The sequence below is a fragment of the Achromobacter sp. ISS7 genome, from assembly GCF_056523125.1.
Map to the genome: position 1 here is coordinate 5760265 of NZ_JAWRZD010000001.1, position 21197 is coordinate 5781461.

General features: G+C 70.5%; 19 protein-coding genes. 8 read left to right on the forward strand and 11 right to left on the reverse strand.

Annotated elements, in window-relative coordinates:
• Positions 1–107 precede the first annotated feature (107 nt).
• Genes AC1HFW_RS26070 through AC1HFW_RS26085 form a run of 4 tightly spaced genes read right to left on the reverse strand, consistent with a single transcriptional unit; the run spans position 108 to position 6880 of the window.
• Complete coding sequence (locus AC1HFW_RS26070; RefSeq protein WP_479285672.1) at positions 108–1850, reverse strand: ABC transporter ATP-binding protein; 1743 nt, start codon at positions 1848–1850, stop codon at positions 108–110.
• Entirely contained in the window at positions 1847–3562 is a 1716-nt protein-coding gene (locus AC1HFW_RS26075) for an ABC transporter ATP-binding protein (RefSeq protein ID WP_275887590.1), read from the reverse strand. Before AC1HFW_RS26075 ends, AC1HFW_RS26070 begins: the two co-directional genes overlap by 4 nt.
• 17 nt (positions 3563–3579) lie before the next feature.
• A complete protein-coding gene (locus tag AC1HFW_RS26080; protein ID WP_479285674.1) occupies positions 3580–4770 on the reverse strand; it encodes an MFS transporter in 1191 nt (396 codons plus the stop codon).
• A gap of 13 nt (positions 4771–4783) precedes the next feature.
• The gene (locus AC1HFW_RS26085) at positions 4784–6880 is read right to left on the reverse strand and encodes a TonB-dependent receptor (RefSeq protein ID WP_209440263.1); all 2097 of its coding nucleotides are present in this window, start codon (positions 6878–6880) and stop codon (positions 4784–4786) included.
• A 157-nt stretch (positions 6881–7037) separates the two neighbouring features.
• Between AC1HFW_RS26085 and AC1HFW_RS26090 the strand changes: the two genes are divergently transcribed.
• From AC1HFW_RS26090 to dmeF, 3 genes are all read left to right on the forward strand, one after another.
• Positions 7038–7961 carry a helix-turn-helix transcriptional regulator gene (locus AC1HFW_RS26090; protein WP_241073060.1) on the forward strand — a complete coding sequence of 308 codons (924 nt, stop codon included), beginning with the start codon at positions 7038–7040 and terminating at the stop codon, positions 7959–7961.
• Between the two features lie 102 nt (positions 7962–8063).
• A complete protein-coding gene (locus AC1HFW_RS26095) occupies positions 8064–8336 on the forward strand; it encodes a metal/formaldehyde-sensitive transcriptional repressor (protein ID WP_006391172.1) in 273 nt (90 codons plus the stop codon).
• Positions 8337–8389: 53 nt separating this feature from the next.
• Complete coding sequence (gene dmeF / locus AC1HFW_RS26100) at positions 8390–9400, forward strand: CDF family Co(II)/Ni(II) efflux transporter DmeF (RefSeq protein ID WP_479285675.1); 1011 nt, start codon at positions 8390–8392, stop codon at positions 9398–9400.
• Between the two features lie 16 nt (positions 9401–9416).
• On the opposite strand, the gene AC1HFW_RS26105 is transcribed toward dmeF, so the two are convergent.
• A complete protein-coding gene (locus AC1HFW_RS26105; protein WP_479285677.1) occupies positions 9417–10526 on the reverse strand; it encodes a hypothetical protein in 1110 nt (369 codons plus the stop codon).
• Complete coding sequence (locus AC1HFW_RS26110; RefSeq protein ID WP_241069047.1) at positions 10519–11163, reverse strand: hypothetical protein; 645 nt, start codon at positions 11161–11163, stop codon at positions 10519–10521. The genes AC1HFW_RS26105 and AC1HFW_RS26110 overlap by 8 nt, the downstream gene beginning before the upstream one ends.
• 205 nt (positions 11164–11368) lie before the next feature.
• Between AC1HFW_RS26110 and AC1HFW_RS26115 the strand changes: the two genes are divergently transcribed.
• Entirely contained in the window at positions 11369–11848 is a 480-nt protein-coding gene (locus AC1HFW_RS26115; protein ID WP_006391168.1) for a VOC family protein, read from the forward strand.
• 68 nt (positions 11849–11916) lie between these two features.
• Here the strand turns inward: AC1HFW_RS26115 and AC1HFW_RS26120 are convergent, their stop codons facing one another.
• The 3 genes from AC1HFW_RS26120 to AC1HFW_RS26130 all read right to left on the reverse strand — a co-directional run bounded on the left by AC1HFW_RS26120 (position 11917) and on the right by AC1HFW_RS26130 (position 15940).
• On the reverse strand, positions 11917–14364 hold the full coding sequence (locus tag AC1HFW_RS26120) for a TonB-dependent siderophore receptor (protein WP_479285678.1): 2448 nt from the start codon (positions 14362–14364) through the stop codon (positions 11917–11919).
• Between the two features lie 86 nt (positions 14365–14450).
• The gene (locus AC1HFW_RS26125) at positions 14451–15431 is read right to left on the reverse strand and encodes a FecR domain-containing protein (RefSeq protein ID WP_479285679.1); all 981 of its coding nucleotides are present in this window, start codon (positions 15429–15431) and stop codon (positions 14451–14453) included.
• On the reverse strand, positions 15428–15940 hold the full coding sequence (locus AC1HFW_RS26130; protein WP_061073441.1) for a sigma-70 family RNA polymerase sigma factor: 513 nt from the start codon (positions 15938–15940) through the stop codon (positions 15428–15430). Before AC1HFW_RS26130 ends, AC1HFW_RS26125 begins: the two co-directional genes overlap by 4 nt.
• Positions 15941–16156: 216 nt before the next feature.
• Between AC1HFW_RS26130 and AC1HFW_RS26135 the strand changes: the two genes are divergently transcribed.
• The 3 genes from AC1HFW_RS26135 to AC1HFW_RS26145 all read left to right on the forward strand — a co-directional run bounded on the left by AC1HFW_RS26135 (position 16157) and on the right by AC1HFW_RS26145 (position 18787).
• The gene (locus tag AC1HFW_RS26135) at positions 16157–17926 is read left to right on the forward strand and encodes a thiamine pyrophosphate-requiring protein (RefSeq protein WP_479285681.1); all 1770 of its coding nucleotides are present in this window, start codon (positions 16157–16159) and stop codon (positions 17924–17926) included.
• Positions 17927–18017: 91 nt separating this feature from the next.
• On the forward strand, positions 18018–18323 hold the full coding sequence (locus AC1HFW_RS26140) for an ElaB/YgaM/YqjD family protein (protein WP_006391160.1): 306 nt from the start codon (positions 18018–18020) through the stop codon (positions 18321–18323).
• Positions 18324–18388: 65 nt separating this feature from the next.
• On the forward strand, positions 18389–18787 hold the full coding sequence (locus AC1HFW_RS26145; protein WP_006391159.1) for a PRC-barrel domain-containing protein: 399 nt from the start codon (positions 18389–18391) through the stop codon (positions 18785–18787).
• Here AC1HFW_RS26145 and AC1HFW_RS26150 read toward each other — a convergent pair.
• Entirely contained in the window at positions 18778–19230 is a 453-nt protein-coding gene (locus AC1HFW_RS26150) for a MarR family winged helix-turn-helix transcriptional regulator (RefSeq protein WP_241073066.1), read from the reverse strand. The genes AC1HFW_RS26145 and AC1HFW_RS26150 overlap by 10 nt on opposite strands.
• Before the next feature lie 72 nt (positions 19231–19302).
• On the opposite strand from AC1HFW_RS26150, the gene AC1HFW_RS26155 reads away from it, so the two are divergent.
• The gene (locus AC1HFW_RS26155) at positions 19303–20463 is read left to right on the forward strand and encodes an FAD-dependent oxidoreductase (RefSeq protein WP_479285682.1); all 1161 of its coding nucleotides are present in this window, start codon (positions 19303–19305) and stop codon (positions 20461–20463) included.
• Here AC1HFW_RS26155 and AC1HFW_RS26160 read toward each other — a convergent pair.
• A complete protein-coding gene (locus tag AC1HFW_RS26160; protein WP_104021704.1) occupies positions 20453–21181 on the reverse strand; it encodes a hypothetical protein in 729 nt (242 codons plus the stop codon). The genes AC1HFW_RS26155 and AC1HFW_RS26160 overlap by 11 nt on opposite strands.
• Positions 21182–21197 lie beyond the last annotated feature (16 nt).

Below are 21197 nucleotides of genomic sequence, written 5' to 3' on the forward strand. Positions count from 1 at the left end.
ACCTGGGCTGGTGCCGCATGCCGTGAGCCGCATGCCATGTGGCGCGCGTCGGTGCGTCGTGGGCCGGCGGCCGTGCGCACCACGCCGCGGGGCGAGTGGCGTTCGCGTCAGCCTTGCTGCGCCAGCCACATCTGGCGATAGCGCCCCTCGCTGTCCAGCAATTGCGCGTGCGTGCCCCGCTGCGTGATGCGGCCGTCCTCGAACACCAGGATGCGATCGGCCGCGACGATGGTCGACAGCCGATGCGCGATGACGATGACGCTGCGGTCCGCCACCAGGGTGTCGATGGCGGCCTGCACCGCCAGTTCGCTCTCGGTGTCGAGCGCGGCGGTGGGCTCGTCCAGGATCACGATCGGCGCGTCCTTCAGGATCGCGCGCGCGATCGACAGGCGCTGGCGTTCCCCGCCCGACAGCTTGCCGCCGGCCTCGCCCAGGCGGGTCTGCCAGCCTAGCGGCAGGCGCTCGATGAAGTCCAGGCAATGGGCCGCGCGGGCCGCCGCCTGGACCTCGGCCTCGCTGGCATCGGGCCGTGCCATGCCGATGTTGCCGAGCACGGTGTCGTCGAACAGGTGCACGTCCTGGAATACGGTCGAGATCAGCCGGTTCAGGTCGGCGGGCGGCAGGCTGCGGATGTCCACGCCGCCGATCCGGACCGCGCCGCGCTGCGGATCGGCGTGCCGCATGAGTAGCCGCGTCAGCGTGGTCTTGCCGGAGCCGGACGGGCCCACCAGCGCGGTCAGGCCGCGCGCCGGCAGGTCGAGGTCGACGCCGCGCAGGGCCGGCGCGTCGGCGCCGGCGTAGCGGAATTCCAGATCCTCGATGCGGATGGCCGCCGGGGTCGCCGCATCGCCTTGCGTCGGCCATTGCGGCAGCGGCGCCACCGCGCGCACGGCCTCGATGCGGGCCAGCGCGGCCTCGATCAGCGACAGAATCGTGGTGAAGTTCACGAAGGTAGCCAGCGGTTCGGCAAAGCGCGCCACCAGCACCAGCACCGCGCCCAGCGCCGCGGGCGCCAGGCTGCCCTGCGTGACCCACAGCATGCCGCAGCCCAGGATCGCCAGCATGCCGGCTTCGACGGTGGCGGCCACCATCAGTGACGGCTTGGCGCCGCGCTGGTGGTGTTCGCGCTGCAACTGCTCCACGTGCTCGAAGCCGGCGCGCAGGCGGTCGTTGGCGGTGCCTGCCCGGCCCGTCGCCAGGCACACGGGCAGCCCCTGCATGTATTCGAGCAGTTCGGCATTCAAGGCCTCGTTGGCGCGGCCCGTGGCCGTGTGGCCGCGATCCAGCGCCGGCCGGCGCCAGCGGTAGAGCGGCACGATGGCGGGGAACACCAGCATCAGCGCCACGCCCAGCCGCCAGTCCCAGGCCAGCAGCGCCAGCGCCGCCGCGGCGGGCGTGACGACGGCGCCCAGGATCAGGTTGATCACCGTCAGCGTATAGTTCATCTGCTCGTCGACGCCGCCCAGCAGCTTGGCCGCGATGCCGCCGGTGCGGTGGGCCTGCAAGGCCTCCAGCGGCATGCGCCGCAGCTGTTCGCCCAGCAGCACGCGCAGCTCATGGGTGGCGCGCGCCATGTGGCCGCGATAGTCGAAGCCCTGCGCGCGCCAGCGCAGGGCGATGGCGGCCGCCGCCAGCAGGGTGAAGGCCGCCAGCCAGTGCCACGAGGCGGACCAGGGGGCGTCGCTCGTCACGTGGACGAACAGGGGCACGATGCAGGCCAGCGACAGGCCCTGGCACACGGCGGCCAGCAGCAGCAGGCACAGGCTGGCGCGCAGGCGGCCGGCCTGGCTGCCGGCGCTGCGCAGAAGGCGGCGATAGGTGTCGCGCCAGGGCGCGGGAGGGGTCGTCATGATGGCTGCTCGCCCAAGGTCCAGCGCCGGGCGCGCTGATGGTTGTCCCACAATCGGGCATAGAGGCCGCCGGCCGCGACCAGCGTGTCGTGCGTGCCGCTTTCGGCCAGCCGGCCGCGGTCCAGCACCAGGATCTGGTCGGCGTGGCGGATGCTGGCCAGCCGGTGGGCGACCATGATGACGGTCTTGCCGCGCATCAGGGCGGCCAGCGCCGCGCCCACCGCGCGTTCGTTCTCGGGGTCGGTGGCGGCGGTGGCTTCGTCCAGCACCAGGATCGGCCGGTTCATCAGCACGGCGCGCGCGATCGTCAGGCGCTGGCGTTGGCCGCCGGACAGGTCCTTGCCGCCTTCGCGCAGCGCGGTGGCGTAGCCGTCGGGCAGCGCCAGGATGAAGTCATGCGCCTGCGCGGCGCGGGCGGCGGCCTCGATCTCGGCGGGGCTGGCGTCGGGACGGCCCATGGCGATGTTCTCGGCCACGCTGCCGGAAAACAGGAAGTTGTCCTGGAACACGAAAGCGACGTGTTCGAACAGGGTCTCGCGTTCCAGGTCGCGCACGTCGACGCCGCCCACCAGCAGGCGCCCCGCCTCGATGTCCCAGAAGCGCGCGATCAGCCGCGCCACCGTGCTCTTGCCGGCGCCGGATCGGCCCACCAGCGCCGTCAACTGGCCGGCGTGCGCGGTGAAGCTCAAGCCGTCCAGCGCCGGGTCGCCGCCATAGCCGAAGCGCACGTCCTCGAAGCGCACGCTGGCGTCGGCCGGCCGCCGTTGCGGCGATCGCGCCGGCGGCAGCGGCGCGATCGCCAGCACCTGCTGGATGCGCGCCACGCTGAGTTTGGCCTGGTCGATCATGTGGGCCAGCGACATCATCGGGAACATGGCTTCGGCCATGCCCATGCCGAACAGCAGCACGGCCAGCCAGATGGGAAAGTCGAGCTGGCCCTGCGCCGTCCACCAGGCGCCCAGCCACAGCAGCACCGCCAGCGTCGGCAGCGGCCCCAGCGCGGCAATCGCGAAGCGGGAACTGAAGCTGGCGCCGCGGTACCAGTCGGTCAGCATGGCCAGGTAGCGCTCCAGGGCGCGGTGGTAGCGGCCGAAGGTGGTCTGGCCGGTATCGAAGGTGCGCACCACCGGCATCGCCTGCACATATTCGATCACCGCGGCGCTGACCTGTTCGCGCGCCTGGTGGTAGCGCCGCGTCATGACCTCGCGGCCGCGCATCGCCAGCGACAGCACCCCCACGCCCACCGCCAGCACGCCCACGGCGGCCAGCGCCATGCGCCAGTCCAGCGCGAACAGCAGCACCGCGCTGAACACCGGCATGGCATAGGCGCGGGCGAACAGCGGCGTGCTGTCGGCCACGAACACGTGCAGCGCCTGGACGTCGTTCTGTACCACCTTGGCCAGCGGCCCGCTGCCCAGCGCCTGCAGCTCGCCGAACGACAGCCGCGCCAGGTGGCGGACCAGGTCGTTGCGCAGGATCACCTCGAGGCGGAAGGCGGCGTAGTGCGATTGGTTGAAGGCCTGCAACCGCAGCAAGCAGGCCAGCAGGGTGCAGGCCAGCGCGCCCAGGAACGCCGGCCAGGGATAGTCCGCCGATGACCGCAGCAGGTCGCGCATGGCGAGCGCCAGGCAGCCCAGGCTTGCCAGGCTGCTCAGCACGCCCGCCACCGCCAGCCCCATGGCCAGGCGGATCTGGCCCCGCACCGGCCGCATGATTTCCCAGGGTCTGTTCATGCGGCCTCCCGGGGTACCCAGCGCGCGGCGGCGAGCAGGCCCAGCACGGCCAGCGCGACGGCCACGCCAATCACGCCGCCGTAGCCGATGCGGCCCGCCAGCAGGGTGCCGGCCGAGGTCAGCAGCATCGAGAAGAAATGGCTCACGCTCATCTGCAGGGTGTAGTCGGTGGCCGGGCTTTGCGGCGACGACTGATCCATGATCAGCGTGCACAGTACCGTCGCGGCCGGGGTATACAGCATGTAATACAGCACCACGGCCACGCCCGCGCTGGCGTGCGACCCCCAGGCCATGGCCGGCAGCGCCAGGACGGCGATGCCCACGACCTGCAGCAGCGCCGCCGACAGCGTGGCGCCGCGCCGCGACCAGCGTTTCAGCAGGCGGCCGTAGGCCAATGCGACGAGCAGGCCGGCGATGGCGCCGACCACGTTGAGCACCAGGCCGATGTCGGCGAGCGACCACCCGGTATCGATCAGCGAGGGCATGATGACCGCATAGCCCAGCGACGCGGAGGCCGGGTAGAGCACCAGCAACAGCAACCAGCGCTTGCGCTGCGGGCCGCGCCAGAAGGCCAGCAGGCGCGCATGGCTGGCGGCGCCGGCGCTGCGCGCCCATTGCGGTTCGCGGTAGCCCAGCAACTGCACCCACGACACCGCCGTGAGCGCCGCCAGCACCAGGCAGCAGCCGCGCCAGCCCAGCTGCGGATACAGCATCAGCATCATGCCGCCGCCGACCAGGTTGCCGATCAGGCCGCCGGCGATCTGCAGGCCATTGCCCAGGCCGCGATCGGCCGGGTTGGTCAACAGCCGGCAGGCCAGGCCGTCGAGCGCCACGTCCTGCGCGCCCGAAAAGAGGGCGGTGGCCCAGCACAACAGGTAGACCAGGGTGAAGTCCTGGCGCAGGTCGAGCATGCCGATCAGGGCCAGGCACAGCACCAGCCCTCCCTGGGCCACCAGCAGCCAGCCGCGGTAATGGCCGCGCAGGCCGGTGGCGTGGCGGTCGATCCAGGGCGCGTACAGCGCCTTGAGCGGCCACGCCATGCCCATCAGGTAGACCAGCCCGATGGTGTCCAGGCTGGCGCCACCCTCGCGCAGGATGGCCACCATGGCGATGACGAAGAACATCAGTCCCAGGAACTGGGTGCTGTAGAGACTGGCCAGCAAGGCCCAGGCGCGACGCGATGGCATGGAAACTTCCGGATCAATAGGTATAGGAAACGCCGACCCCGAGCGTGCGGCCGCGGGCCGGCGCGCCATAGGACACCGACGGCGGCGCGAAGTAGCCGTACAGGTCGTATTGCTGGTTCAGCAGGTTGCTGCCCCACACGTAGTACTCGGCGCGGCCGTTGGCCACGCCCAGGCGCGCGTTCAGCAGGTGGTAGCTGTCCAGGTCGAAATGGTTCTGCGGGTCGGCGGCGCGCTTGCCGACGTATTGGTAGTCGACCCGGGCGTTGAAGACGGGCGCCGACATCGCCAGCATCGCCGGCAGGGCGTGGCGGTAGGTCACGCCCAGCGTGCCGCCCCAGCGCGAGACGTCGGGCACGCGGTTGCCGGCCTTGACGTCGCCGTCGCCGATGCCGTTGACGGCGGTGGTGATCTTGGCGTCGATGTAGCTCAGGCCGGCGGTGAAGCCCAGGCCGTTGTCCAGCTGCACCGTGCCCTGCAGTTCGGCGCCCTTGCTGCGGGTGTCGGCGTTGAGCGCGTTGACGGCGAACGTGGCCGAGTCGTACGACAGCAGGTGGTTGTTGCGCACCTGGTTCAGGTACACGGCGCCGTTCAGGCCGTAGCGCCCGTCGGCGCTCAGGTACTTGAAGCCGAGTTCATAGGAGTCGGTCTTGGCCGCCTTGTACGGCTCGCTGTCCAGCGGCTGCGCCGCGTAGTCGTTGAAGCCGCCGGGGTTGTAGCCGCGGCCGTAGCTGCCGTACAGCGTGGTGGTGGGCGTGAGCGCGTAGGCCAGCGCCACGCGGCCGGTGGTGAAAGTGTCGTCGAGCTTGCGGTGGTCGGTGGTGACCATGCCGCCGCCGTGGTACTTGCCGTCGTAGGTCTTGCGCACCCATGACTGCCGCAGGCCGGTGGTGAGTTTCCAGTCGCTGGCCAGCGGCACCGTCATTTCGCCGTAGATGCCGTAGCGGTCGGTATCGAAGTCGCGGTACTTGGCGCTGGCGTTGCCGTAGGTGTTGCGCGGCGTGTCATACGAGCGCTTGGCCTGCGAGTACGACAGGCCCGTGACCCAGAACACCTGGCTCTCGGGCAGCGAGGCCAGCCGCACGTCCTGCGTGAACAGGCGCTCGCGCGCCTCGTCGACGTTCCAGAACTCGCTGTCGCCGCGGCCCATGGCGTTCTGCAGGCGCCGGTCGTAGACCACCGGGCCGATGTTGTAGCTGTCGGTGTAGGCGGAGGTGGCGGTGAGGCGGGCGCGGTCGAAGCGGTGGTCCAGCTGCAAGGTGTAGCGCTCGACGGTCTTCTTGGCGTCGTCCAGCAGCGACGGATCCATGTCGACGGTGGGCGGCCGGCCGTAGGGCATCAGCACCAGCTGTTCGCCCAGGTGGCGGATCTGGTGGCGTTCGGCCGACACCAGCGCGCTGGTGCGCGCGGTCAGGTCCCACAGCAGGCTGCCGCGGAACGCCAGGTCGCGCGGCTTGGACAGCGGCTGGTCGGTGCGGGCGTTCTCGATCCAGTGGTCCGAGCCGCCGGCGCGGATGGCGAAGCGGCCGGCCAGCTTGTCGGTGAGCGGGCCGCCGACCGCCGCCTCGGTCAGGAACTGGCGGTCCTGGCCGTATTCGGCGCGGGCATAGCCTTCCCATTCGCGGGTCGGGCGGCGCGTGGTCAGGTTGACCGCGCCGGCCTCGCCCATGCCGCCGAACAGCGTGCCCTGCGGGCCCTTGAGCACCTCGATCTGGTCGACGTCGAGCGTGCCGATGGAGATGTGGCGGGTCGACAGCGGGCTGCCGTCGACGTTCAGCGCCACCGAGCTGTCATCCATGCTCATGGGGTACAGCGCGCCGACGCCGCGGATGTAGATGGTGGACACGTTGGCGCCGCCCGACGAATTGACGTTGACGCCGGGCGTGGCGCGCAGCACCTGCTCGACATTGAGCAGGCGGCGCTGTTCCAGCGTGATGCCGTCGATGACCTCGACCGTGTACGGCAGGTCCTTGGCGTTTTCGTCGGCGCCGCGCGCATGCACGGTGACGGCGGGCAGGGTGGCGGCTTCGGTGGCGGATTGCGCCTGGGCGGGCAGGGCGATGGACATTGCCAGCGTGGACAGGGACAGCGCTGGCAGGGAGGGGAGTCGCATGGGGGCCTTCTGGAAGTGGGGAGTTGGAACAATCGCGGTTGGCCGGACCGCGATTGCGGGCTTGATACGAATGGATGATAATGATTTACATTTGTATTGCTACCCGGATCCGATCATTCCCGCCCGAATCGGATCAACTCTGCCTGGTGCGCGTCCCATGAGTTCCGGCCTGATTCCGCTTTCCCGTGTCGTGATGGATACCTCGGTGCTGCGCCTGGGGCCCGGCAACGTCTGCCGCATCACCCGCATGCCGCTGCAGGATGGCGCCGAGCTGGTCTACTGGCGCAGCGCCTTTCGCGAGGCCATGGACATTCCCCTGCAGGACGACAGCGACTACGTCCATTTCAGTTTCAACAGCCGCATGGACGGGCGCGCCGCCTGCCATTTCGATGGCTGGGAAGGCGGCCGCGAGTTCGCGGTGCGCGAGGGCACCGGCACCATCAGCTACGGCCCGGGGCGGCGCGGCCACTACTGCCAGGAAGGCTGCCTGGACAACGTCACCGTGATGGTCAGGCCCGACGTGCTGCGGCACTGGAGCCACGACCTGGAAGGCGACCTGGCCAGCGGCCTGGCGTCGGCGGCCTGCTTCCTGCATGGCCATGGCGGCGCCGAGCTGCGCGGCACCGCGCACCAGCTGGCGCAGGGCCTGGCCGGCGAGGGCGCGGCCAGCCGCCATGGGCTGTGGATGCAGGCCCAGTCGCTGTTGCTGGTGGGCCTGTTCCTGGAATCCTGCGGCCGGCCCCTGGCCGGCCTGCCGGTGGCCATGCAGCGCCGCATGGCGCGGGTGCACGAGCATCTGCTGGCCGACCTGAGCCGCGCGCCCAGCCTGGAGGCGCTGGCGCGCGAGGCGGACGTCAGCGTGCCGACCCTGGCGCGGGCGTTCCGCCGTCACTATGGCCGCAGCATCTACGACTGCTTCCAGCACGAACGCATGCAGCAGGCGCGGACCCAATTGCTGCGCGGCCGCTTGTCGGTGGCGCACGTGGCGACCGACCTCGGCTACAGCAATCCCAGCCATTTCTCGGCGGCGTTCCGCAAGCAGTTCGGCGTCAACCCCTCGGCCTTGCGCCGCGGCAGCTGACCGCCCCGGCGTCCGATTTCCGGGATGACGCCAGGGGCATCAGGCCTTGGGGCACGGTTCATATAATATAGTCCCCTACACTATATTTTCGATGCATCGACCATGGCCCACACCATCCGCCAGAAAGAAAAGCTCATCGCCCGCGTGCGCCGTATCCGCGGCCAGCTCGATGGCCTGGAACGCGCGCTCGAGGGCGAGGCGGCCTGTGGCGAAGTGCTGCGCCAGCTGGCCTCGGCCCGCGGCGCGCTCAGCGGCCTGACGGCGGAAGTCATGCAGGGCCATCTGGACGAGCACGTCGTGCACGCGCCGTCCGAGGCCGAGCGGGTCGAGGCGGCGCGCGAAATGATGGACGTGATCCGGGCCTACATGAAATAGCGGCCCGCCGGCATGGGGCCGCCGGTTGACGGCCCGCGAGCAGGAGCAATGCCATGACTACCCCCTTGACCCATGACCATGTCTTTCTCGGCCAGGACCACCGGCGCAACGAACGCCGGGTGTGGTGGGTCATCGCCCTGACGGCGGGCATGATGGTCGTCGAGATCATCGCCGGCAATCTCTACGGGTCGATGGCGCTGGTGGCCGATGGCTGGCACATGTCCACGCACGCCGGCGCCATGTTGATCACCGCGCTGGCCTATGGCTATGCGCGCCGCCAGGCCCGCAATCCGCGCTTCACCTTCGGCACCGGCAAGCTGGGCGAACTGGCCGGGTTCGCCAGCGCCATCGTGTTGGCCCTGATTGCCATGCTCATCGGCTGGGACAGCCTGGCGCGGCTGGTCGATCCGGTGCCGATCCGCTTCGACGAGGCCATCGCCATCGCCGCGGCGGGGCTGTTGGTCAACCTGGTGTCGGCCTGGCTGCTGCGGGACGACCATGGCCACGCGCACGGACACGGCGGCCACGCCCCGGAGTCGGCGCGGCACGACCATCACGAACACGGCCACAACCACGAACACGACCATGGGCACGACCATGCCCACGAGCACGGCGCGGCCCACGGGCGGCCGCGGCGGACCCATGACAACAACCTGCGCTCGGCCTACGTCCACGTGCTGGCCGATGCCTTGACCTCGGTGCTCGCCATCGCGGCGCTGCTGGCGGGCCGCAGCTACGGCTGGCTATGGGCGGACCCGGCGATGGGGGTGGTCGGCGCGCTGGTCATCGCGCGCTGGTCCTGGGGCCTGATCCGCGATGCCGGCACCGTGCTGCTCGACGCCACGCCCCAGAGCGGCAGGATGCGGCGCGACATCGAACAGGCCCTGGATGCCGGCGACGGCGAGATCGCCGACCTGCATGTGTGGCAGGTCGGCCCGGGCCACTACGCCGCGATCGTCTCGCTGGTCACGCGCCATCCGCGCGACAGCGCGTTCTACAAGGCCAAGCTGGCGCATATTGCCGGCCTGTCGCATCTGACGGTGGAGACGCAGGCCTGCCCGTGAGGGGCGGGCCGCGGGCTCACTCGCAGGCCTTGGCGTCGCGCCGGGCCGGGTCGACGCAGCGGTTCCAGGCCTGCGCGTCCAGCGCCGTCACGGGCAGGAAGCGGGTCATGTCATGCACGTACAGGAACACCCGCCCCGGCGTCTCGCGCAAGGCCTGGTGGAACGGGGCGATCTGCGCCGCATCCAGCACCACGCGGCCCTGGGCATTGCTCTTGCCTTTCAGCAGCACCGTCTGCACCTGCGGGTCCCACGAAGGCAGGGCATCGCCCTCGACCGTGTCGGCGGGCACCCGCACCACGCGCCACGGTTCGTCGGGAATCTCGGTGATGACGACCGGCGACGCGCCGGGCGCCACCGGCAGGATCCGGTCTTGCGGGTCGGGCGGCAGCGCATAGGCGATCAGCGCGCCGTCCCGGTCGGGGTCGGGACGCGAGCGGTAGACCGCGCGCGTGCTGCCATCGGAGTTCAGGCTGCGCACCACCGTGCCCAGCGGGCCGGCGCGCTGGTCGATGGCGCGCAGCAGGGTGCCGGCGTCGTCGCGCACGTAGTACACCGGCCGCGACGGCGTGCCGCCGCAGCCGTCCTGGAACACGGCCGTGACGCGGCCCTGGGCGTCGCGGGTGACGCAAGCCTGCTGCAGCGCGCTCTTGCCGGAGCGCGCCGACGTGAATTCGGCATAGGCCGCCAACCGGTTCCCGGCATCGTAGGCGAGCCGGTAGCCGCCATCCTCGACCGGGCGTCCACGCACCTGCCGGTAGCGGTCGATGCGGCACAGCCGGCCGTCGGCGTCCCGCTGCAACACGGTCATGCCGGGGGCGCCGGCGGGGCTGGCGTAGACGCTCCAGTCCACCGCCTCGGTCCAGATGCGCGGCGTGAGGTCGCCATCCTCGGCCACCGCGATCAGCCGGGTGTCGGCCTGCACGCGTTCGCCATGCAGGCCCAGCAATACGCGCGGACCGTCCAGCGACAGCGCCAGCGGCTGGGGGCGCAGCGCGACGCCCGCCGGCTCGGCGCCGAAAGGCGTGTCGATGGGCGCGCAGGCGGCCCAGCCCAGGGCGGGGGTGGCGGCCAGCAGCAGGGCGCCGAGGTTGCGCGGCCAGCGTCGGGGCATCGTTGCGTCAGCCATGTTGCTGGTCGTCCACGAAGCGCACCACGTTCCAGTATTCCCGCGTCATGGCGCCGAGCCGCAGGCGCGGGCCATCGTCGAACACCAGGAACGGATAGACGCCGCGCTCGAGCGTGCCGTCGGGGGGCAGGCGATAGGGTTTGGCGGCATCCGGGTTGTTGAAATAGCGTTCCAGCTGGCCGCCGCCGTCGATGTGCAGGTACCACGCGCGCAGTTGCAGCGGCGCCTTGCCCGGCGGCGTGTCGGTGTAGGGGCCGCCGTCGCCCGCCACCACCGATTGCCGCAGGAGGCCGAGCAGCAGGCGCGTCGGCCCCTGGAACACGATTTCGCCCGACACGGCGCCGGCCGGTTGCGCCGCCAGCTGGCGCACGAAGGCCACCGCGCGCGAGGACGGCACCACGGTATCGGCGAAGAGGCGCTCGACGTCGGCGTCGGTGGGGTTGGGCATGGCGGCCAGCCGGCGCAGGTCGCGCTCGAAGTCGCCGAGCCATTGTTGGTAGCGCTGCGTCTGGGCCTGGCGATCGAAGGCCTGGGCGGCGGGCGCGCAGGCCAGCCACAGCAGCGCCGCGACGCAGCAGAGCGCATGGCGCAGGCGATGGGTGGCGAGACGCGGCAACGCCAGCGAGGGGGAGGTCATGCCGGTGGACTCCTGCGGGAGGACGGGATGCCCAGGATTATGCGCAGAGCCGTGGCGGTCTGTCACCCCGGGGGGGCGGATCGCCGCCGCGGGGCGCGGGATATTCGCCAACGCTTCGTAACGTCTGCGCACCGGGGCCGGCGTTATGCTCGATCGGGTGGCATTTTTCCGTTCGCGTGTCGTTTCTCATCGCAGGAGACCGATGATGATCAGCAAGAATACGATTTGCCTCTGGTATGACCGTGACGCGCTGGACGCGGCGCGGTTCTACGCGCAGACCTTTCCCGACAGCGCCGTGGGCCGCGTGATGCATGCGCCCGCCGACTATCCGTCGGGGCACGAGGGCGATGTCCTGACGGTGGAGTTCACCGTGGCCGGCATTCCCTGTCTTGGCCTGAACGGCGGGCCCGGCATCCTGCACAACCAGGCTTTTTCATTCCAGGTCGCGACCGACGACCAGGCCGAGACCGACCGCCTGTGGAACGCGATCGTCGGCAATGGCGGCCAGGAGAACGTGTGCGGCTGGTGCCAGGACCGCTGGGGCCTGTCCTGGCAGATCACGCCGCGGGTGCTGACCGAAGCGCTGGTGTCGCCGGACCGCGCCGCCGCCAGGCGCGCCTTCGAGGCCATGATGCAGATGGGTAAGATCGACGTCGCCGGCATCGAGGCGGCGGTGCGCGGCTGAACGGCGCGCCCGCGGCGAGGCATACGGCGAGGCGGGCGGGGTCGACCGCCTGGTCGCGCCGGACCGGCCTAGAACGTGTAGCGCATCTGCGCCAGCACGTTGCGCGGCGCGCCATAGAAGACCGAGTTGTAGTTGCCCATGCCGGAGTAGTAGGTCTTGTCCAGCACGTTGTTCAGGTTCACGGTCAGGCGCAGGGCCTTGCTGAAATCGTAGGCGGCCATCAGGCCCAGCACGGCATAGCCATCCTGGCTGAAGCGGCGGTTGGCGCCGTCGATCTCCTGCAGGAAGTAGGCGCCGCTCTGCCAATACACGTTGCCGCCGACCGTCAGGCGGTGCCAGTCGCCGGGCAGGCGATAGGTGGTGGCCAGCTTGAACAATTGCTGCGGCTGGGTCGAGCTGACGCGAATGCCGTCGCGGTCGCGCGAACGGCTGTAGGTGTAGCCCGCGTGCAGTTGCCAGCCGGGCGTCACTTCACCCGAGATCTCCATTTCGAAACCGCGCGTGGTCACGCCCTGTGCCGCGCGGTAGGGCGTGCCGCCGTCGGGCAGCACGCCGCCGCTGGGATCGAGCTCGGCGACGTTGTCCTGCTTGATCTGGAACAGCGCGATGCTGGCATTGAGCCGGCCGCCCAGGTATTCGCCCTTGGCGCCGATCTCGTAGCTCTTGCCGGTCAGCGGATCCAGCTGGCGGTTGTTGGCGTCGAAGTTGTAGGCCTGCGGCTTGAACACGTCGGTGTAGCTGGCGTAGACGGTATGCACCGAGTCCAGGTCGTAGGTGACGCCGGCGTACGGAATCAGCTTGTGGTCGACCTCGGCGGCATAGCGCCGGGTGCGGCCGTTGGCGAAGGCGACGTCCTGGCTCCACGAATACTCGGTCAGCCGGCCGCCCAGGATGAACGACAGCCGGTCGGTGGGATGCAGCACCGTGGCGCCGTAGAAGATCCGCTGGTTGACCAGCACGTTGTGGGTCAGCCACCAGTCGTAGCGGCTGGGCTGGGTGGCGTTGTTGCCCCAGTTGAAGGCGTCATCGATCCACATGTCGGTGTCGCCGTCGAAGCGGTTCGACTGCGAATGGGTGCGGGCAGCGTTGTAACCGATCACCAGGTCATGTTCGCGGCCGAACAGCTGGTAAGGGCCGGACGCCTGGAAGTCGATGCTGTTCTCGCGCGAATCGGTGTTGAAGCGGGCGGCGCCGCCCTGGTAGAAGCCATGCTCGACGCGGTTGCTGCCGGTCTCGACCAGCGCGCTGCTCATGCCCGAGATCAGCTCGCGCGAGGCATAGTTGCGGTGCGCCGCGGCCAGCTTGAATTGCCAGCCGTTGTCCAGCGAATGCGTCAGGTCGGCGAACACGCGCGTGGTGTCCTGGTTGCGCCAGGCCCACTTGTCGGCCGGGTTGGTCGAGCGCGAGAACGTCACCGGCGTGCCATCGGTGTAGAAGGCGGGCAGGTGGGTGTTGGAGGTGGCCTTGTTGCGGTCGCGCTGGTAGTCGACGCCGAAGGTGGCGGTGGTGCGCGGGGCGAGGTCGGCTTCGACGATGCCGTACAGCACATCCTGCTTGCCCTTGGCGTAGTCCATGTAGCTGCCCTGGGTGCTGGCGGCGCCGACCACGCGGCCGCGCACCTTGCCGTTGGCGGCCAGCGGGCCGCTCAGGTCGAGTTCGCTGCGGTACTGGTCCCAGGAACCCGCGCCCGCGCTCAGGCTGCCCTGGAATTCGCGGGTGGGGCGCTTGCGGATGAAGTTGATCACGCCGGAGGGATAGCCGGCGCCGTTGACCAGGCCGGTGGCGCCCTTGAGCACCTCGATGCGGTCGTAGATGATCGAATTGGTGATGCTGTAGTTGTCGCGGATGTTGCCGCCGTCGCTGGACAGGCTGGGCAGGCCGTCGTACTGGTAGTTCTCCAGGCGGAAGCCGCGCGAATAGAAGCCATAGCCCTCGGAGTTCTCGCGCACCACGGTGATGCCGGGCGTCTGCTGCATGGCTTCGGAGGCGCTGACGATGCCCTGGTCGTCCATCTGCTGGCGGGTGATGACGCTGACCGATTGCGGGGTCTCGCGGATCGACAGGCGCATGCGGGTGGCCGAATTGGACTCGGGCACCGTGTACGAGCCGCTGCCCTCGCTGGGGGCGATCAGGTTGCTGCCTGTCACCAGCACCGGCTCGAGCGAGGTCACGGCGCCGGCCGCGGGCTGTGGCCGCACAGTGAGCACGCCGCCCGGCGTCACCACCAGTTCCAGCCCGGTTCCGGCCAGCGCCTGGCGCGCCGCGGCTTCCGGGCTGGTGGCGCCGCGTACGGCGGCGGCCTGCTTGCCGGCGACCAGGTCGGCACGGGTTGAAATGGTGCGGCCGCTTTGCAGCGAGATGCGGCTGAGGGTGTCCGCCAGCGGCGCGGCGGGCAGGTCGTAGACCGTGGCGGCCTGCGTGGCGGGGGATTGCGCGTGCGCGCCGGCAACCGGCAGGGCGGCGGCCAGGGCGCCAGCGAACAGGAGGGCGCCGGGGCGCGAGGGAGAGGGCTTCATGGGGCGTGCGTCGAGGTCAATGGCGGGTTGTGTCATGAGCTATGACGGCCCACCCCGCGCGATCCCCTCATCGGGCGCGAAAAAAATCAGGCGGCATCCACCAGCGTGAGCCAGGGACCGTAGCGCCGTACCCGGATCGGCAGCGTTTCGCCCAGCGCGCGCAGGGCGGCATCGGGGGCGTCCAGCGGAAACACGCCGAACACCCGCAAGGCGGCCGCCTGGGGCGACAGGCGGATCACGCCGGGCTGGTAGGCGCGCAGCCGTTCCACGACTTCGCCCAGGCTGTCGTTGCGCACCGTCAGGACCCCGCGGCGCCAGTCGGCCTGGTCGACGCTATCGCGCAGCCACGCGCGGCGCCGGTCGAACGCGCCCGCCTGCGGCGCCTGCAGCGCCAGCGCCTGGCCCTGCGCCGGTTGCACCAGCAGCGCGCCGTCGAACGCCTGGACCGCGTCATGGGCGGCGGACAGGCGCACCGCCAGCCGCGCGGCGTCCGTGCTGACCTGGCCGTGGCGCGTGCCCACGATGAACGGACGGCTGTCCGGCTGCGTCTCGGCGTACAGCTCGCCCTGGCGCAGCAGCACCCGGCGCTCGGCGCTGTCGTAGCGCACGTCGGCCGCCGAACGCGCGTTCAGCGTCAGGACGGTGCCGTCCTCGAGCTGGTAGCTGCGGCGTTCGCCGGTGCGCGTGGCATAGGTGGCGGCCAGGCCGGCCAGCGGCACGTAGCGGTCCACCGCCAGCGCGGTGACGCCCGCGCCCGGCAGCAACAGGGCCAGCTTGAGCAGTTTGCGGCGATTCGCCGCGCCGCTACGCAGCAGGGCGCTGCGGGCCGCGCGGACATGGCCGGGCGCGACGCCCGCCGCCTCGCGCAGCGCCGCCAGCGGCTGGGCCATGACGCCATTGACCTCGCCCCAGGCGCGGGCGTTTTCCGGACAGCTGGCCAGCCAGCGCTCGAAGCGCTGCCGGTCCTGCTCGGTGGCCCGGCCGGAACCCAGCAGCACGATCCAGTCGACCGCGCCCTCGAGCAGGGCCTGGTGGTCGGGGCGGGAGAGGGAGGAGGGGCCGCTCATGCGCCGTGCCCGTCGCGGCGCGCGGCCAGGCAGTGCAGGAAGGCGCGCTTGACGTGCCGTTCCACGGTGGCCAGCGACAGGCCCAGGGCTTGCGCGATGGCCGGATGGGTCATGCCTTCCAGGCGGTTGAGCAGGAAGGCGTGCTTGACCGGCACCGGCAAGCCGTCGAGCAGCCGGTCGATCTCGATCACCGCCTGCCGCAGCATGAGCAGCGTCTCGGGCGAGGCCGCCACCGGTTCGGGTTCCTGCGCCAGCGCCTGCAGGTAGCGGGCCTCGACGTCGCGCGTGCGCCACAGGTCGATGGTCAGGCGCCGCGCCAGCGTCAGCAGATAGGCGCGCGGCTCGGCCAGCGGCGTGCTGGCGGGCGACGTGAGGATGCGGCAGAAGGTGTCCTGCGCCAGGTCGGCGGCGTCGGCGCGGTTGTTGACACGCCGGTTCAGCCAGCCGAAAAGCCAGTCGTGGTGTTCCGCGTAGAGCCGCTGGACGTGCTTGTGCGGGGAGGATTCCATGGGCGACTTCGGCCGTGCGGCAGGGTAGCAAATAAAAATGAATCGCATTTATAGCGTATATGGCCCTTCCAGACAACGCGCCGCCCGTCGCGGGTGCCGTTATTGCCGGTCCTTGTAAGGGATGCCCGCCGCGCGCCGTCGCGCCGGGGCGCGGCGGGGGGAACGGCAATTGCGCAGTCGGGGGCTTGCATCACCGCAACCGCAAGGAGAATCGACGTGCAAACCGTATCCGACTTCGTGCTGGACCGTCTTGGCCAGTGGGGCGTGCAGCGCATCTATGGCTATCCCGGGGATGGCATCAATGGGCTGATCGGCGCTTTCGGCCGCAATTCGGCGCTGCAATTCGTGCAGGCGCGGCACGAGGAGGGCGCGGCCTTCATGGCGTGCGCCCACGCCAAGTTCACCGGCCAGGTCGGCGTCTGCATGGCCACCTCCGGACCCGGCGCGATCCACCTGCTCAACGGCCTGTACGACGCCAAGCTGGACCACCAGCCGGTGGTGGCGATCGTGGGCCAGCAGGCCCGCAGCGCGCTGGGCGGCGACTACCAGCAGGAGGTGGACCTGGCCAATCTGTTCAAGGATGTGGCGCACGATTTCGTGCACATGGTGACCTCGCCGCTGCAGGCCCGGCACATGGTCGATCGCGCCATGCGCATCGCCATGGAACGGCGCAGCGTCACCTGCCTGATCTTTCCGAACGACGTGCAGGATCTCGAGGCCGTCCCCGCGCCGCCGCGCGAGCACGGCACGGTGCACACCGGGATCGGCGTCACCTCGCATGCGTCGGTGCCGGCGGAGGCCGCGCTGGCGAACGCGGCCGACATCCTCAATCGCGGCGAGCGGGTGGCGATGCTGGTGGGCGCCGGCGCGCTGGCGGCGGGCAATGAAGTCCGGGCGGTGGCCGAGCGCCTGGGCGCGGGCGTGGCCAAGGCGCTGCTGGGCAAGGCGGTGCTGCCGGATGCCTTGCCATACGTCACGGGCGCCATCGGCCTGCTCGGCACCCAGCCCAGCTGGGAAATGATGAACGAATGCGACACCCTGCTGATGGTGGGCACCTCGTTTCCCTACGCGGAATTCCTGCCGCGCGAGGGCCAGGCGCGTTGCGTGCAGATCGACCTGGACGGGCGCCAGCTGAGCCTGCGCTATCCCGCCGAGGTCGGCCTGGTCGGCGACGCGCGGCTGACGCTGGAGGCCCTGCTGCCCCTGCTGCGGCCGAAGGCGTCCGGCGACTGGCGCGGGCACATCGAAAAGCGCGTGCTGCGCTGGCGCGAAACGGTCCAGGCGCGCGCGGCGGTCGCGGCCAACCCCGTCAACCCGCAACTGCCCTTCGTAGAATTGTCCGAGCGCCTGCCGACGGATTGCATCGTCACCTGCGACTCCGGCTCGGCGGCCAATTGGTACGCGCGCGACGTGCAGCTGCGCGAAGGCATGATGGGCTCGGTGTCGGGCGGCCTGGCGAGCATGGGTTGCGGCGTGCCATACGCCGTGGCGGCCAAACTGGCCTATCCCGGCCGGCCGGTGATCGCGCTGGTGGGCGACGGCGCGATGCAGATGCTGGGCATCAACGAGCTCATCACCATCGCCCATCGCTGGCGCGAATGGAGCAATCCGACGCTGGTGGTGATGGTGCTCAACAACGGCGATCTCAACCTGGTGACGTGGGAACAGCGTGTCATGGGCGGCGATCCGCGCTTCGCGGATTCGCAGTGGCTGCCGCAGTTCTCCTATGCCGACTATGGCCGCCTGCTTGGCCTGGAAGGCATTCGCGTGACGGCGCCGGATCAGGTCGGCCCGGCCTGGGACCAGGCCCTGGCCGCCGGACGCCCGGCGGTGCTGGAAGTGGTGACCGATCCGGAGATGCCGCCGCTGCCGCCGCACGTGTCGCTCAAGCAGGCGCGCGCCTACCTGGCCGCGCTGCGCAAGGAAAGCGATGGCGCCGGCGCCGCGGCGCTGCGCGCGACGCTCAAGCAATGGTGGGCCGGCTGAGGGCGCGGCACGCGGCTTGCTAACGGATTGGCGTCCGTCGCCGCGGCCCGAAGCGGCCCACGCCTGGCGGTCATTTTTTCAAGGAGAGGTCATGGCTACACAAAATGGCAGCGACACGCTGCGTGAACTGGTGTCGGGAACCGAGAACCTGCTACGCAGCACCGCCAGCTACGGCGGCGCGGAGATCGAGGCGGCGCGCGATCGGCTCAAGCACCAGCTCGACGCCGCGCGCGTCCAGGTCCGCGACAGGGGCCGGCACGCGTGGCGACGGGCCAGGGAAGTATCGGCCGCCACCGACGGCTATGTGCACGAGAACGCCTGGAAGACCATCGCCGGCGCCGTGCTGGTGGGCGCGCTGGCCGCCGTCTGCCTGATGGCGGAATCGCGCCGCCGCTGAGCAGGCCTTTCATCCATTCCATTCAATTCAATACATGCCGCGGGCGACCGCGCAGGAGCGACACCATGGAACACCAATCGAATATCGTCGGCGGTCCGAAAACCAACGCGCTCGGTCCGGGGCCGGAAGTCATGGCCGCCAATACGCTGGAAGGCAACGACGTCTACAACGCGGCGGGTGAGAGCCTGGGCGACGTCAAGGCCATCATGATCGACGTGCCGCGCGGCCGGGTGGCCTACGCGGTGCTGGCGCGCGGCGGCGTGCTGGGCATGGGCGAAAAGCTGTTCGCCATTCCCTGGCACGCGCTGACGCTGGATACCGACCGCAAGTGCTTCGTGCTCAACGTCGACAAGGAAACGCTGAAGAACGCGCCGGGCTTCGACAAGGACAACTGGCCGAGCATGGCCGACGAGACCTGGGCCCGCGACCTGCACAAGTACTACAACCAGGACGTCTACTGGTAAGCGGTTTCCAGCAACCGCAGCAGCATGCCGGCCAGCGCCTCGCGCTCGGCCGGCGTGAAGATCGCGCAAGCCTCCTCGTCGATCTGGCGCAGCAGGGCGCGGCCCGGCTCCAGCTTGCGCTGGGCGGCCGGGGTCAATGACACGAGGCTACTGCGGCCATCGGTGGGCGAGGGGTCGCGCCGCACCAGGCCATCGCGCTCCATGCGCGCCAGCAGTTGCGCCATGCTCGGCTGCTCGACGCCGGCGGCTTCGGCCAATTCGCGTTGCGTCAGCGCGCCGCCGTCCTTGAGGGCCGCCAGCACCGGCAGTTGCGAAGCGGTGAGGCCGATAGTCTTGAGGCGCTCATCGGCCTGGCGCGTCAACAGCCGGCCGTAGTGGTTGATGAGCAGGGTCGGCATCTGCCGCGGTTGCCAATCGGGTTGCCAATCGGTAGGGGCGGTCATACGTCCTCTTTTAATTGAATAGGTGCCTATGTAATATATATAGGCACCTATTAAATTAAAGGAAAGACCGCCATGCGGCAAGCCCCCACCATCGCGATCGTCGGCGCCGGCCCGGCCGGCCTGACCCTGGCCAATGTCCTGCAGCGCCATGGCTGGCGCGCGGACGTGTTCGAGACGGACGCCTCGGTCGACGCGCGCGACCAGGGCGGTTCGCTGGACCTGCATCCCGAGGAAGGCCAGCGGGCGCTGGCGCGGGCGGGATTGCTGGATGCCTTCATGGCGATCGCGCGGCACGAGGACCAGGAGACACGGCTGGTCCACCACGCCACCGGGCAATTGCTGCGTGAACAGATTCCCGCGCCGGGCGAGGGCGACCGTCCGGAGATCGACCGCCAGGCGCTGCGCGCGCTGTTGCTGCACCCGCTGGCCGCCGGCGTGGTGCGCTGGGGCGAGCGGCTGGAGGCGGTGCTGCCCCGCGCCGACGGCCGTCATGACCTGCGTTGCGCCAGTGGCGTCAAGGGACCGTATGGCCTGGTGGTGGGCGCCGATGGCGCCTGGTCCAAGGTCCGCGCCGCGCTCACGCCCGCGTTGCCCGCCTACACCGGCGTCACATTCATCGAGCTGTGGTTGCGCGACGTCGATCGCCGCCATCCGCGGGCCGCCCGCCTGGTGGGCCATGGCACGCTGTTCGCGTTGCATGGCGGCGCCGGCATCGTAGGGCAGCGCAATGGCAATGCGACGCTGCGCGTCTACGCGGCGCTGCGGACCGGGGCCGCGACCGGGGCCAGCCCCGACCCGGCATTGGCCGCCATCGGCAAGGACGCGCTGCTGGCCCGCTTTGCCGGCTGGGCGCCGTCATTGCTGGACCTGATCGCCGAGGCCGAGGGGATCGCCGCGGTGCGCCCGATCATGGCGCTGCCGCCGGGCCTGCGCTGGCCGCACCGGGCCGGGCTGACCGTGATCGGCGATGCGGCGCACGTGATGCCGCCGCTGGGCGTGGGGGTCAACCTGGCGATGCTGGACGCGGCGGAGCTGGCCGAAGCGCTGGTCGGGGCCGATGATTGGCGCGCGGGGCAACGGCGCGGCGAGGAATCGATGTGGGCGCGCGCGGCGGGCATCGCGCCGGGCTGCATCGAGGCGCTGGCCGACATGTTCGATGACAACGGCGCGCGGGCCTTGGTCGAACAAATGGAGGCGCATGCCCGGCGCGACGGCGCCGGGCTCAGTCGGTGAGCGGGGCCGCCGCTTCCCAATCGCCGCGGTCGGGCCGCACGGCCAGGCGTGTGTCGCCGCGCCGCACCTGCTCGTCGTCGAGCCGCGCGGCGCCGGCCGGGTCGATATCGAAGGCGATGTCCAGCGCGGCCGCCACGCGCGGGTCCTCGATGGGCAGTTCCCAGGTCAGGAACACTTGCGACAGGTCCGGCCCCGGCGCGAAGTCCGATTCGCGGAACGCGTGGGCGCCGCGCGGCACCACGCCGTGCGGCTGGCAGGTATCGAACAGCACCGCGGTGCCGCGCGTCAGCGCGATGCGCTGGCCGGTCTGCGCGAAAACCAGGTCCAGGCCCTTGTCCTCGCTCAGGAACAGATTGCAGAAGGCCGCGCCGCCATATTGATCGCCGTCGTGGTGGTAGCGTGCGCCGCGGCAGGCCATCAGCGCGATGTCGCTGTCGGCCAGCACGTCGCCCAGCCCGAGCGCGGCGCTCCAGTCGCGCATCGACCGCACGCAGGCGCCGTATTCGGGCCAGCGCGTCATGGTGCGCGCCAGCGGCATCTGCTCGACGTCGCCGGGTTCGAGTTCGAGCCGGGTGTCGATTTCCCGCGCCCAATCGGCGATCAGGCGCGCCGGCGGCGCGGGCAAGGCGAGCGTGGCGGTGCGCACGGCGGCGCCGACGCCGCGGCTGCGCAGCGCGTCGCCGCGCCAGAAATAGGAAACGAGGGGGGCGGTGGACATGGCGCCATTAGAGCCC

Coding starts and splice junctions, on each gene's coding strand:
- AC1HFW_RS26070 (WP_479285672.1), bottom strand. CDS start 1,850: ATGACGACCCCTCCCGCGCCCTGGCGCGACACCTATCGCCGCCTTCTG.
- AC1HFW_RS26075 (WP_275887590.1), bottom strand. CDS start 3,562: ATGCGGCCGGTGCGGGGCCAGATCCGCCTGGCCATGGGGCTGGCGGTG.
- AC1HFW_RS26080 (WP_479285674.1), bottom strand. CDS start 4,770: ATGCCATCGCGTCGCGCCTGGGCCTTGCTGGCCAGTCTCTACAGCACC.
- AC1HFW_RS26085 (WP_209440263.1), bottom strand. CDS start 6,880: ATGCGACTCCCCTCCCTGCCAGCGCTGTCCCTGTCCACGCTGGCAATG.
- AC1HFW_RS26090 (WP_241073060.1), top strand. CDS start 7,038: ATGAGTTCCGGCCTGATTCCGCTTTCCCGTGTCGTGATGGATACCTCG.
- AC1HFW_RS26095 (WP_006391172.1), top strand. CDS start 8,064: ATGGCCCACACCATCCGCCAGAAAGAAAAGCTCATCGCCCGCGTGCGC.
- dmeF (WP_479285675.1), top strand. CDS start 8,390: ATGACTACCCCCTTGACCCATGACCATGTCTTTCTCGGCCAGGACCAC.
- AC1HFW_RS26105 (WP_479285677.1), bottom strand. CDS start 10,526: ATGGCTGACGCAACGATGCCCCGACGCTGGCCGCGCAACCTCGGCGCC.
- AC1HFW_RS26110 (WP_241069047.1), bottom strand. CDS start 11,163: ATGACCTCCCCCTCGCTGGCGTTGCCGCGTCTCGCCACCCATCGCCTG.
- AC1HFW_RS26115 (WP_006391168.1), top strand. CDS start 11,369: ATGATCAGCAAGAATACGATTTGCCTCTGGTATGACCGTGACGCGCTG.
- AC1HFW_RS26120 (WP_479285678.1), bottom strand. CDS start 14,364: ATGAAGCCCTCTCCCTCGCGCCCCGGCGCCCTCCTGTTCGCTGGCGCC.
- AC1HFW_RS26125 (WP_479285679.1), bottom strand. CDS start 15,431: ATGAGCGGCCCCTCCTCCCTCTCCCGCCCCGACCACCAGGCCCTGCTC.
- AC1HFW_RS26130 (WP_061073441.1), bottom strand. CDS start 15,940: ATGGAATCCTCCCCGCACAAGCACGTCCAGCGGCTCTACGCGGAACAC.
- AC1HFW_RS26140 (WP_006391160.1), top strand. CDS start 18,018: ATGGCTACACAAAATGGCAGCGACACGCTGCGTGAACTGGTGTCGGGA.
- AC1HFW_RS26145 (WP_006391159.1), top strand. CDS start 18,389: ATGGAACACCAATCGAATATCGTCGGCGGTCCGAAAACCAACGCGCTC.
- AC1HFW_RS26150 (WP_241073066.1), bottom strand. CDS start 19,230: ATGACCGCCCCTACCGATTGGCAACCCGATTGGCAACCGCGGCAGATG.
- AC1HFW_RS26155 (WP_479285682.1), top strand. CDS start 19,303: ATGCGGCAAGCCCCCACCATCGCGATCGTCGGCGCCGGCCCGGCCGGC.
- AC1HFW_RS26160 (WP_104021704.1), bottom strand. CDS start 21,181: ATGTCCACCGCCCCCCTCGTTTCCTATTTCTGGCGCGGCGACGCGCTG.